Raw genomic sequence first — 12,783 nt, 5'->3', positions numbered from 1 at the left:
ATGGTTGACAGGTTGCCCTGATTGCGGGTCCACAGGTTTGTGGGTGTCTGGTTCGGGTGCGTCCGTTTCTTGAGAACTCAACAGCGTGCRTGCACTATGTTCAATGCCAATTTTTTGAACCCCAACCGGTTTTCGGATCGGTGGGATTCCTTTGATTGATGGACAATTTGATTTTTAGAAGTCAGTTGTTTCTCTGTCAGTGAACAAACTCCTCGACACTTCGGTGTTGGGAACCATTTTTTTTGGAGAGTTTGATCCTGGCTCAGGACGAACGCTGGCGGCGTGCTTAACACATGCAAGTCGAACGATGAAGCCCAGCTTGCTGGGTGGATTAGTGGCGAACGGGTGAGTAACACGTGAGTAACCTGCCCTGGACTCTGGGATAAGCGTTGGAAACGACGTCTAATACCGGATAGGACCTCTGACCGCATGGTTGGGGGTGGAAAGTTTTTTCGGTCTGGGATGGACTCGCGGCCTATCAGCTTGTTGGTGAGGTAATGGCTCACCAAGGCGTCGACGGGTAGCCGGCCTGAGAGGGTGACCGGCCACACTGGGACTGAGACACGGCCCAGACTCCTACGGGAGGCAGCAGTGGGGAATATTGCACAATGGGCGAAAGCCTGATGCAGCAACGCCGCGTGCGGGATGACGGCCTTCGGGTTGTAAACCGCTTTTAGTAGGGAAGAAGGGCTTCGGCTTGACGGTACCTGCAGAAAAAGGACCGGCTAACTACGTGCCAGCAGCCGCGGTAATACGTAGGGTCCGAGCGTTGTCCGGAATTATTGGGCGTAAAGAGCTCGTAGGCGGTTTGTCGCGTCTGCTGTGAAATCTGGAGGCTCAACCTCCAGCCTGCAGTGGGTACGGGCAGACTAGAGTGCGGTAGGGGAGAATGGAATTCCTGGTGTAGCGGTGGAATGCGCAGATATCAGGAGGAACACCGATGGCGAAGGCAGTTCTCTGGGCCGTAACTGACGCTGAGGAGCGAAAGCGTGGGGAGCGAACAGGATTAGATACCCTGGTAGTCCACGCCGTAAACGTTGGGCGCTAGATGTGGGGACCTTTCCACGGTTTCCGTGTCGTAGCTAACGCATTAAGCGCCCCGCCTGGGGAGTACGGCCGCAAGGCTAAAACTCAAAGGAATTGACGGGGGCCCGCACAAGCGGCGGAGCATGCGGATTAATTCGATGCAACGCGAAGAACCTTACCAAGGCTTGACATAACCGAGAACGCCGCAGAAATGTGGAACTCTTTGGACACTCGGTTACAGGTGGTGCATGGTTGTCGTCAGCTCGTGTCGTGAGATGTTGGGTTAAGTCCCGCAACGAGCGCAACCCTCGTCGCATGTTGCCAGCACGTAATGGTGGGAACTCATGTGAGACTGCCGGGGTCAACTCGGAGGAAGGTGGGGATGACGTCAAATCATCATGCCCCTTATGTCTTGGGCTTCACGCATGCTACAATGGCCGGTACAAAGGGCTGCGATGTCGTAAGGCGGAGCGAATCCCAAAAAGCCGGTCTCAGTTCGGATTGAGGTCTGCAACTCGACCTCATGAAGTCGGAGTCGCTAGTAATCGCAGATCAGCAACGCTGCGGTGAATACGTTCCCGGGCCTTGTACACACCGCCCGTCAAGTCATGAAAGTCGGTAACACCCGAAGCCGGTGGCCTAACCCTTGTGGAGGGAGCCGTCGAAGGTGGGATCGGTGATTAGGACTAAGTCGTAACAAGGTAGCCGTACCGGAAGGTGCGGCTGGATCACCTCCTTTCTAAGGAGCAACTCAGAAGCTTTCGGGTTTCTGCAGTGCAGACCAGATCAGGTCCTTTGTGGCTTGCTGGTCGCTCATGGGTGGAACATTGACATAGGCATCCAGGCCAAGGGTTCTGGTTTAGTACGCCGATGTGTTGTCTTTGACAGCGCGGATGGTTGGAACGATCGGGGCCGGCGGGTTGGATGCGTGCACGCTGTTGGGTCCTGAGGGACCGGACAAACCCTGGGCGCTCTTTGGAGCGTCCCGGGGGTGATGGTTTCTTCAGACCTTCACGAAGCCGATGGTTGATGATTCGGTGGGTGTGGGGGTTCTGGCCGTCTGTTGAGAACTACATAGTGGACGCGAGCATCTTAGAAGCAGGCCCGTGTGTGTAAAAGCACAGGGTCCTGTTTCACAAAAGGTGAGTCGCCAACGTACATCCCTCGGGGTGTTGTTTGGCGTATTCACTGGTCAATTTCGCAGCACCTTTCGGGGTGTTGCACGAATTCGATCGAACTCATGTGATTTCAAGTTTCTAAGAGCAAACGGTGGATGCCTTGGCATCTGGAGCCGAAGAAGGACGTCGTAATCTGCGATAAGCCTCGGGGAGCTGATAAACGAGCTGTGATCCGAGGATTTCCGAATGGGGAAACCCCGCCAGGCCCTTTGGGTGACCTGGTGACTCCCGCCTGAATATATAGGGCGGGTAGAGGGAACGTGGGGAAGTGAAACATCTCAGTACCCACAGGAAGAGAAAACAACCGTGATTCCGTAAGTAGTGGCGAGCGAACGCGGAAGAGGCTAAACCGGTCATGTGTGATACCCGGCAGGGGTTGCATGGTCGGGGTTGTGGGACCTTTCGGACTGTACTGCCGTGCAGTCACGGTGACGCGTCAGGTATAGACGAACCGCATTGAAAGGCGGACCGGAGTGGGTGTGAGTCCCGTAGTCGAAATGCCTGGCCGGCCGGAGAGGGATCCCAAGTAGCGCGGGGCCCGAGAAATCCCGCGTGAATCTGTCAGGACCACCTGATAAGCCTAAATACTCCCAGATGACCGATAGCGGACAAGTACCGTGAGGGAAAGGTGAAAAGTACCCCGGGAGGGGAGTGAAATAGTACCTGAAACCGTTTGCTTACAAACCGTTGGAGCACCCTTGTAGGTGTGACAGCGTGCCTTTTGAAGAATGAGCCTGCGAGTTAGTGATCTGTGGCGAGGTTAACCCGTGTGGGGCAGCCGTAGCGAAAGCGAGTCTGAATAGGGCGATTCAGTCGCAGGTCCTAGACCCGAAGCGAAGTGATCTATCCATGGCCAGGTTGAAGCGACGGTAAGACGTCGTGGAGGACCGAACCCACTTCAGTTGAAAATGGAGGGGATGAGCTGTGGATAGGGGTGAAAGGCCAATCAAACTTCGTGATAGCTGGTTCTCTCCGAAATGCATTTAGGTGCAGCGTTGCGTGTTTCTTGCCGGAGGTAGAGCTACTGGATGGCCGATGGGCCCCAAAAGGTTACTGACGTCAGCCAAACTCCGAATGCCGGTAAGTGAGAGCGCAGCAGTGAGACGGTGGGGGATAAGCTTCATCGTCGAGAGGGAAACAACCCAGACCACCAACTAAGGTCCCAAAGCGCGTGCTAAGTGGGAAAGGATGTGGAGTTGCACAGACAACCAGGAGGTTGGCTTAGAAGCAGCCACCCTTGAAAGAGTGCGTAATAGCTCACTGGTCAAGTGATTCCGCGCCGACAATGTAACGGGGCTCAAGCACGCCACCGAAGTTGTGGCATTGACATTTATGGTAGGCCTTCGTGGTCCAGCCGTGTTGATGGGTAGGAGAGCGTCGTGTGGGCAGTGAAGCGGCGGTGTAAACCAGCCGTGGAGGCCACACGAGTGAGAATGCAGGCATGAGTAGCGAAAGACGGGTGAGAAACCCGTCCTCCGGAAGACCAAGGGTTCCAGGGTCAAGCTAATCTGCCCTGGGTAAGTCGGGACCTAAGGCGAGGCCGACAGGCGTAGTCGATGGACAACGGGTTGATATTCCCGTACCGGCGAAGAACCGCCCACATGAAATCAGGAGTGCTAAGCATCCCAAGACGCGTGGATCCCTTCGGGGACGATCGTGAGGCGGCATGCGACCCCATCTGGTGGAGTGAGCGTATTAACAGGTGTGACGCAGGAAGGTAGCCCAACCCGGGCGATGGTTGACCCGGGGCAAGTGCGTAGGCCGAGCGATAGGCAAATCCGTCGCTCATGATGGCTGAGACACGATGCGGATAAAAAGTGGGTGATCCTATGCTGCCGAGAAAAGCATCGACGCGAGGTTCTAGCCGCCCGTACCCCAAACCGACTCAGGTGGTCAGGTAGAGAATACTAAGGAGATCGAGAGAATCGTGGTTAAGGAACTCGGCAAAATGCCCCCGTAACTTCGGGAGAAGGGGGGCCTAAGGCGTGAATGGACTTGCTCCAGGAAGCGCTGCAGGGCCGCAGAGACCAGTGGGAAGCGACTGTTTACTAAAAACACAGGTCCGTGCCAAGTCGCAAGACGATGTATACGGACTGACGCCTGCCCGGTGCTGGAAGGTTAAGAGGACCGGTTAGCCGCAAGGCGAAGCTGAGAATTTAAGCCCCAGTAAACGGCGGTGGTAACTATAACCATCCTAAGGTAGCGAAATTCCTTGTCGGGTAAGTTCCGACCTGCACGAATGGCGTAACGACTTCCCAGCTGTCTCAACCGCGAACTCGGCGAAATTGCATTACGAGTAAAGATGCTCGTTACGCGCAGAAGGACGGAAAGACCCCGTGACCTTTACTACAGCTTGGTATTGGTGTTCGGTGTGGCTTGTGTAGGATAGGTGGGAGACTGTGAAGCTGGCACGCTAGTGTCGGTGGAGTCATTGTTGAAATACCACTCTGGTCACTCTGGATATCTAACTTCGAACCGTGATCCGGTTCAGGGACAGTGCCTGGTGGGTAGTTTAACTGGGGCGGTTGCCTCCCAAAAAGTAACGGAGGCGCCCAAAGGTTCCCTCAACCTGGTTGGCAATCAGGTGGCGAGTGTAAGTGCACAAGGGAGCTTGACTGTGAGACTGACAGGTCGAGCAGGGACGAAAGTCGGGACTAGTGATCCGGCAGTGGCTTGTGGAAGCGCTGTCGCTCAACGGATAAAAGGTACCTCGGGGATAACAGGCTGATCTTGCCCAAGAGTCCATATCGACGGCATGGTTTGGCACCTCGATGTCGGCTCGTCGCATCCTGGGGCTGGAGTAGGTCCCAAGGGTTGGGCTGTTCGCCCATTAAAGCGGTACGCGAGCTGGGTTTAGAACGTCGTGAGACAGTTCGGTCCCTATCCTCTGCGCGCGCAGGAAATTTGAGAGGATCTGACCCTAGTACGAGAGGACCGGGTTGGACGAACCTCTGGTGTGCCAGTTGTTCCGCCAGGAGCACCGCTGGTTAGCTACGTTCGGGATGGATAACCGCTGAAAGCATCTAAGCGGGAAGCCGGCCTCAAGATGAGATTTCCATCCCCATTGGGGGAGAGGCTCCCAGCCAGACGACTGGGTTGATAGGCCGGATGTGGAAGACAGGACTAACGACTGTCGGAGCTGACCGGTACTAATAAGCCGATAACTTGAAACCTCACTACACACACACGAACGTGCATTCACGAAAAAGGCGTGTGTGTGGCCTGATGACTCGCGTCCACTCTGTGGTTCCCAACAGACGGAAACACAACATACAACTCAACAACGAACACCCCCACCCGGGCAACGTTGCGGGAGACCAYMMGGTCACGCAACCAMCACCCASGRTCAAAAGGGGGCCCGAAACTACACACCCACCACCCAGCAACRCTGGTGGTGCAGGATGTGGCAAGAGTTTCGGCGGCCATAGCGCGAGGGAAACGCCCGGACACATTCCGAACCCGGAAGCTAAGACTCGCAGCGCCGATGGTACTGCAGGGGGGACCCTGTGGGAGAGTAGGACACCGCCGGACAACCATTACCGAAGAGCCGCCCACCACGTGGGCGGCTCTTCGCATTTAACACACCNCGAACCCGGAAGCTAAGACTCGCAGCGCCGATGGTACTGCAGGGGGGACCCTGTGGGAGAGTAGGACACCGCCGGACAACCATTACCGAAGAGCCGCCCACCACGTGGGCGGCTCTTCGCATTTAACACACCAACCACGCAGAAGCGGCGCAGTACGGTTGAGTGACAACGAACTTCACAGATGACGGGACAATCGTGAGCGACACGAACGACGACACGAACAGGGGAGAGGCGCGCAGCCGCGCACCCCGTGGCGAAGGGCGACCGCAGAGCAGCGGGCGTGGCGCATACGATTCCAAGCCCCCGAGGTCCAACGGCGCGGGTTCCCGCGACGGGCAGCGCTCCAGCGGCTCCGGCGAGCGGAAGCCCTACGGCGATCGTGACAACACGCGTCCGTATGAGAAGCGCGACGGTGCTCCGCGTTCGTACGGCGACCGCGATAACAAGCGTCCCTACGAGAAGCGTGACGGGCAGTCCCGCCCGTATGAGAAGCGTGACGGTGGGGCGCCGCGTTCGTACGGCGACCGTGACAACAAGCGTCCCTACGAGAAGCGTGACGGCGACAACAAGCGTCCGTATGAGAAGCGTGATGGCGGTGCGCCGCGTTCCTACGGCGATCGCGATACCAAGCGTCCCTACGAGAAGCGTGACAGCGATAGCAAGCGTCCGTATGAGAAGCGCGACGGGCAGTCCCGTCCGTACGAGAAGCGTGATGGCGGTGCTCCGCGTTCGTACGGGGACCGTGACAACAAGCGTCCCTACGAGAAGCGTGACGGCGACAACAAGCGTCCCTACGAGAAGCGTGACGGCGACAACAAGCGTCCGTATGAGAAGCGCGATGGCGGTGCTCCGCGTTCGTACGGCGACCGTGACAACAAACGTCCCTACGAGAAGCGCGATGGGCAGTCGCGTCCGTATGAGAAGCGTGATGGCGCGCCGCGTTCGTACGGTGACCGCGACAACAAGCGTCCGTATGAGAAGCGTGATGGCGGTGCTCCGCGTTCCTACGGTGACCGCGATACCAAGCGTCCTTACGAGAAGCGTGATGGCGACAACAAGCGTCCGTATGAGAAGCGCGATGGCGGTGCTCCGCGTTCGTACGGCGATCGCGATACCAAGCGTCCCTACGAGAAGCGCGATGGGCAGTCGCGTCCGTATGAGAAGCGTGATGGCGGAGCGCCGCGTTCGTACGGCGATCGCAGCGATCGGCGCGACTCCCGCGAGCCGCGCGAGGAGTACCGTCGCGACTCGCCTGGCGCCGCGAATCTTCCGGTACGTCCGCGTCACGACGATCCGTTCATCCCGGACACGATCGAGCCACGCGACCTCGACAAGGGCGCTCGCGCCGAGCTCAAGACCCTCAGCAAGGAGAACGCCGACTGGGTCGCGCGACACCTCGTCGCGGCATCCCTCTACCTCGATGACGACCCCGAGCTGGCGCACGAGCACGCGCTGTCAGCCGGCCGCCGTGCGGGTCGCGTGGCTGTCGTGCGCGAGACGCTCGCGATCACGGCATACGCGACCGGTGACTTCGTCCTCGCGCTCCGTGAGCTCCGCACGTACCGTCGCATCTCCGGCAGCAACGACCAGCTCCCGCTGATGGTCGACAGCGAGCGTGGCGTCGGACGCCCCGACCGCGCCCTCGAGGTCGGTCGTGCCGTGGACCGCGCCGAACTCCCGGCTGCCGTGCAGGTCGGCCTCGCCATCGCGATGTCCGGTGCGCGCCTCGACCTGGAGCAGCCCGAGCTGGCCCTCGCCGAGCTCGAGATCCCGCAGCTCGACCCCGACCGTGCCTTCTCGTACAGCCCGGCGCTGTTCTCCGCCTATGCAGAGGTGCTCGATGAGCTCGGGCGATCGACGGATGCCGCGGCATGGCGTGCACGTGCCGCGCGTGCCGAGGACGCGCTCGGCGGCCCGGAACTCGACCTCGTGGAGATCTACGAGGTGGAGCTCGAGCCGGAACTCGACGCCGACACCGCATCATCGGATGGCGACGGCGACACTCGCGACGACGAGGCATCCGATTCGGCTGGCGCTGACGGCGACGTCGACGTCGCCGATGAAGATGATGCCGCCCTTGACGCTGACGCTGACGCTGACGCTGACGCTGACCAAGTCATCGAGCTGGTCGAGATCGCGGACGAGCCCGAGGACCTGGGCGACCCCGGCGACGTGCTCGAGGACGACGTGCGGGCCGTGCTCGCCGAAGGCGACGAGGACGAGGTCTGACGCGTGGGGCTGTTTCGCCAGAGGACCGAGGCGGCCTCTCCGCTCGACGGTGCCGATGCCGTGTTCGCCGACCTCGACGGGGTCGTCTACGCGGGCGCCGGTGCCATTCCGCACGCCGTCGAGAGCCTGAACCTCGCCAAGCAGCGGATGCCGGTCGGCTACATCACGAACAACGCCTCGCGAAGCGATGCATCCGTCGCCGCGCACCTGTCGGAGCTCGGCCTCGAGGTGCAGCCGTCGGATGTCGTGACCTCGCCGCAGGCGGCGATGCGCCTGCTCGACGAGCAGGTCGAGCCCGGCGCACTGGTCTTCGTCGTCGGCGGTGAGGGCATCGTCGTCGAGCTCGAGAAGCGCGGCTACCGTGTGACCCGGTCGGCGGATGATGCGCCGGAGGCGGTCGTGCAGGGGTTCACGCCCGAGGTCGGCTGGAAGGAGCTCGCGGAGGCGTCGTTCGCGCTGAACTCGAACGGCGGCCCCGGATCCGAGACGCCAGGGATCCCGTGGATCGCGACGAACACCGACTGGACCATCCCCGTGGCGCGCGGCATCGCCCCGGGCAACGGCACGCTGGTCTCCGCGGTGCACACGGCCGTCGGCCGGCTGCCACTGGTCGCGGGCAAGCCCGAGACGCCGATCTTCGACGAGGCGAAGCGGCGCTTCGGCGCGGAACGGCCGATCGTGGTCGGCGACCGTCTCGACACCGACATCCTCGGCGCGAATCGGGCTGGAATGACGAGCGTGCTCGTGCTCACCGGAATCGACCGTGCGAAGCAGGTGCTCGCCGCGGATGCCGCCAGCCGCCCGGACTTCATCGTCGGCGACCTGCGCGAGCTGCACGAGCCGTACCCGGTGACCGAGGAGGTGCGCGGCGCGATCCGCGTCGGAGGTGCGCGCGTGCGCGTCGACGGCCGTCGTGTGGTGATCGAGGCCGAGGGCGAGCGTCCGCTCGACCTGCTGCGCGCCGCGTGCGCGGCGATCTGGCGTTCGGGCACGGCGATCCACGTGCTCGAGGTGCCGGCCTCGCTCTACAGCTGACGCGCCGATCCCCTCGTCGTCGGCGGCCTCGGGTAGCGTGGACGCGTGAGCACTGAAGACGAACAGTTCGCTGCGTCCGAAGAGACGCGTTCGGCGCTCGACGCGATCGAGGCGCTGCCGCTCGACGAGCGTGCCGCGGGTTACCTCGCTCTCGCGGAGCGCCTGCGCACGGAGCTCGAGCACTCCGATCCGTCGCGGCAGTCCGACTGACGCATGGCATCCAGACGTCTCGACGCCGCCCTCCCCGAACGCGGACTCGCGCGCTCGCGCACGCACGCGGCAACGCTCATCGCGGCCGGCGTGGTGACGGTCGACGGCCGACCCGTCGTCAAGGCGTCGACCAAGGTCGAAGACGAGCAGACCATCGAGGTCGCGGCATCCGATCACTACGTCTCCCGCGCCGCTCACAAGCTCATCGCCGCACTCGACGGGTTCGCCGTCGACCCTGCTGATCGCGTGGTGCTCGACGCCGGCGCATCGACGGGCGGCTTCAGCCAGGTGCTGCTCGAGCGCGGCGCCCGCACGGTGCTCGCCGTCGATGTCGGGCACGGGCAGCTCGCCGCCGAGTTGTTCGGTGCGGCGGGGCTGGTACTGGTCGAGGGCTGCAACGTGCGTTCGCTCGATCGGGCGGCCCTGGCGAAGCTCTCGGGCGTCGAGGAGCCCGCTTCGCTCGTGACCGCCGACCTCTCGTTCATCTCGCTCACGACCGTGCTGCCGGCGCTCGTCGCGACGGCCGCCGACGACGCCGAGTTCGTGCTGCTCGTGAAGCCGCAGTTCGAGGTGGGTCGGTCGGGAGTGCGCGAGGGCATCGTGCACGACGCGGCACTGCGCTCCGAGGCCGTCGCCGGCGTGCTCTGGGCCGCGCACGACCTCGGTGTCGGCACGGCTGGCGTCATGTCCTCCCCAATCGCAGGCACGCGCGGAAACCACGAGTACCTCGTGCACCTCAACGCCGCGCGCGGAGTGAATCCGACAGAATGGATGCGGCAGGTAGCGCAGATGACGGGAGGCGAGCTCAAATGAACGACGCACGGCACTTCCTCGTGGTCTCGCACACCGGCCGTCGCAACGCCCTCGAGGCCACCGGCGAGGTCTGCGCCCAGCTCATCGCGGCGGGCGCGGTTCCGGTCATCGCCGACGAGCAGTGGAGCGATGTCCATGAGTTCGTCCCCGAGCTGAACGGCCGGGTCGCCCGGCTCGAAGAGACCGATCCCGCGCTGATCGAGCTCGTGATCGTGCTCGGCGGCGACGGCACGATCCTCCGTGCGGCCGAGCTGATCCGCGAGCTTCCGGTCGCGTTGCTCGGCGTCAACCTCGGTCATGTCGGCTTCCTCGCCGAGAGCGAGCGCGACGACCTCGGCTACACGGTGCAGCGGGCGCTCGCTCGCGACTACACGGTCGAAGAGCGCATGACGCTGTCGGTGCGCGCCAAGGTCGACGACGAGACGGTCTTCGAGAGCTGGGCGCTCAACGAGGTGTCCGTCGAGAAGGCCGAGCGCGAGCGTCTGATCGAGGTCGTGATCGAGGTCGATCGCCGGCCGCTCTCGTCGTTCGGCTGCGACGGGGTGGTCATGTCCACCCCGACCGGGTCCACCGCCTACGCGTTCTCGGCCGGCGGGCCGGTCGTCTGGCCGGGTCTCGAAGCCCTGCTGCTCGTGCCGCTCAGCGCGCACGCGCTCTTCGCACGGCCGCTCGTGGTCGCGGCCGACTCGTCGCTCGCCGTCGAGGTGCTGCGTCGCACCGAGGCGTCGGCGGTCATCTGGTGCGATGGCCGACGCACGTTCGACCTGCCGGCCGGCGCGCGCGTCGTGGTGCGGCGCTCGCCCGTGCCCGTTCGCCTGGCACGACTCCACGAGGCGCCGTTCACCGATCGACTCGTGAACAAGTTCCAACTCCCCGTGACAGGCTGGCGAGGACCGGTGGGCCATGATTGACGAACTCGGCATCCGCGACCTCGGGGTCATCGCCGAGGCGACGCTTCCGCTCGGGTCGGGGTTCACCGCAGTCACCGGCGAGACCGGCGCGGGCAAGACCATGGTCGTCACGGCGCTCGGGCTGCTGCTGGGCGCCCGCGCCGACGCCGGCGCCGTGCGGTCCGGGGCGAAGCAGGCCTGGGTCGAGGGTCGCTGGCTCGTGCCCGACGACGGCCCGGTCGCCGAACGCGTCGCCGAGACCGGTGGCGAGATCGAGGCGGGTGAACTGCTGCTCGGCCGGTCGGTCTCGTCCGAGGGCCGGAGCCGCGCGGTCGTCGGCGGCCGAAGCGCGCCCATCGGCGTGCTCACCGAACTCGGCGAGGAGCTCGTGGTCGTGCACGGCCAGGCCGACCAGCAGCGGCTCCGGTCAGCGGTCGCCCAGCGCGATGCCCTCGACCGATTCGCGGGCGCTGGTCTGCAGGCCGCGCTGACCGAGTACCGCGCCGCGTTCACCGCCTGGCACGCCGACGCCGCCGAGCTCGAACGGCTCACCCAGGCTCACGACGAACGCCTCCGAGAGGCGGCGGCCCTGCGCGAGGCGCTCGACGAGATCGAGGCCGCCGATCCGCGCCCGGGCGAAGACGTCGAGCTCTCCGAGCGCGCCGATCGCCTCTCGAACCTCGAAGACCTGCGCCTCGCCGCTGCCCAGGCGCACACGCTCATCTCGGCCGACGAGATCGTCGACGACGCACCCGACGCAGTCACGCTCGTCGACGGCGCCAAGCGCCACCTCGAGCGGGTCGTCGAGCACGATGCCGCGCTCGCTCCGATCCGCGAGGCCCTGCAGAACGCCGGCTTCCTGCTCGCAGACGCGGCCGCCGAACTCGGCGCCTACCTGGCGGGGCTCGACGCCGACGGTGCCCGAGAGCTCGAGGTCGTGCAGGAGCGTCGCGCACTGCTCACCTCGCTCATCCGTCGGCACGGGTCGACCCTCGACGAGGTGCTCGACTTCGGCCGCACGGGCGGTCTCCGACTCGTCGAGCTCGACGGCGACGATGAGCGCATCGAGCAGCTCGCGGCATCCGTCGACGACGGTGCGATCGTCGTCGACCGGCTCGCCGGCCGGGTCAGCGAGCTGCGCACCGACGCCGCCGGGCGGCTCGCCGCGGCCGTCACCGTCGAGCTGGCAGCGCTCGCGATGCCCGACGCACGGCTGACCGTGCTCGTCGACTCCGAGCACGAGCCGGCGGTGCACGGGCGCGACCAGGTCGCGATCCTGCTGCAGCCGCATCCGGGGGCGGAGCCTCGCTCGGTCTCCAAGGGGGCCTCCGGCGGCGAGCTCTCGCGGGTCATGCTCGCGATCGAGGTCGTCATCGCCGGAACCGACCCCGTGCCGACGTTCGTCTTCGACGAGGTCGACGCCGGTGTCGGCGGTGCCGCGGCGATCGAGATCGGGCGGCGACTCGCCCGACTCGCCGAACGCTCCCAGGTGATCGTGGTGACCCACCTCGCGCAGGTCGCCGCCTTCGCGACGAACCACCTGAGCGTGGTCAAGGGCACCGACGGGCGCGTCACCGAGTCCAGCGTGCGCCGCCTCGAAGGGCCGGATCGCGAGGCCGAGATGGCGCGCCTGCTCTCCGGACTCGCCGAGTCCGAGAGCGGATTGGCGCACGCGCGCGAACTGCTCGAACTCGCGGCGGAACGGGCGACCACCGGCTGAAGCGCGGCCGAATTCTGATGGGGAGACGCCGGGCGGGAGGCGCCCGGCGGGCGACGAAGGGGGATCCAGTGCAGAGTGACGGGGCGAGTTCGCAG

General features: G+C 63.7%; 6 protein-coding genes and 3 rRNA genes. All 9 read left to right on the top strand.

Annotation, left to right across the window (positions count from 1 at the left end; translation table 11 throughout):
• The first annotated feature begins 239 nt into the window (after positions 1 to 239).
• The 9 genes from ASE68_RS11910 (at position 240) to recN (ending at position 12,688) form a co-directional block, all read left to right on the top strand.
• Positions 240 to 1,765, top strand: a 16S ribosomal RNA gene (locus tag ASE68_RS11910).
• A gap of 507 nt (positions 1,766 to 2,272) precedes the next feature.
• Positions 2,273 to 5,377: ribosomal RNA gene (locus ASE68_RS11905) — 23S ribosomal RNA — on the top strand.
• Between the two features lie 241 nt (positions 5,378 to 5,618).
• Positions 5,619 to 5,735: ribosomal RNA gene (gene rrf, locus ASE68_RS11900) — 5S ribosomal RNA — on the top strand.
• Together the 16S, 23S and 5S rRNA genes form the textbook arrangement of a ribosomal RNA operon.
• Positions 5,736 to 5,986: 251 nt before the next feature.
• The gene (locus ASE68_RS20745) at positions 5,987 to 8,020 is read left to right on the top strand and encodes a primosomal protein (protein WP_235480847.1); all 2,034 of its coding nucleotides are present in this window, start codon (positions 5,987 to 5,989) and stop codon (positions 8,018 to 8,020) included.
• A 3-nt stretch (positions 8,021 to 8,023) separates the two neighbouring features.
• A complete protein-coding gene (locus ASE68_RS11890; RefSeq protein ID WP_055858774.1) occupies positions 8,024 to 9,055 on the top strand; it encodes an HAD-IIA family hydrolase in 1,032 nt (343 codons plus the stop codon).
• A 45-nt stretch (positions 9,056 to 9,100) separates the two neighbouring features.
• Positions 9,101 to 9,265 carry a hypothetical protein gene (locus ASE68_RS20555; protein WP_200921706.1) on the top strand — a complete coding sequence of 55 codons (165 nt, stop codon included), beginning with the start codon at positions 9,101 to 9,103 and terminating at the stop codon, positions 9,263 to 9,265.
• A 3-nt stretch (positions 9,266 to 9,268) separates the two neighbouring features.
• Positions 9,269 to 10,078: a TlyA family RNA methyltransferase gene (locus ASE68_RS11885; RefSeq protein WP_055858772.1), complete on the top strand. Its 810-nt coding sequence runs from the start codon at positions 9,269 to 9,271 to the stop codon at positions 10,076 to 10,078.
• The gene (locus tag ASE68_RS11880) at positions 10,075 to 10,989 is read left to right on the top strand and encodes an NAD kinase (protein ID WP_055858769.1); all 915 of its coding nucleotides are present in this window, start codon (positions 10,075 to 10,077) and stop codon (positions 10,987 to 10,989) included. The genes ASE68_RS11885 and ASE68_RS11880 overlap by 4 nt, the downstream gene beginning before the upstream one ends.
• Complete coding sequence (gene recN / locus ASE68_RS11875) at positions 10,982 to 12,688, top strand: DNA repair protein RecN (RefSeq protein WP_055858766.1); 1,707 nt, start codon at positions 10,982 to 10,984, stop codon at positions 12,686 to 12,688. Before ASE68_RS11880 ends, recN begins: the two co-directional genes overlap by 8 nt.
• Positions 12,689 to 12,783: the final 95 nt, after the last annotated feature.

The organism is Agromyces sp. Leaf222, assembly GCF_001421565.1.
Classification (GTDB): domain Bacteria; phylum Actinomycetota; class Actinomycetes; order Actinomycetales; family Microbacteriaceae; genus Agromyces.
The sequence above is the reverse complement of the archived record's forward strand: the minus strand, read 5'-3'. Positions and strand labels throughout refer to the sequence as shown.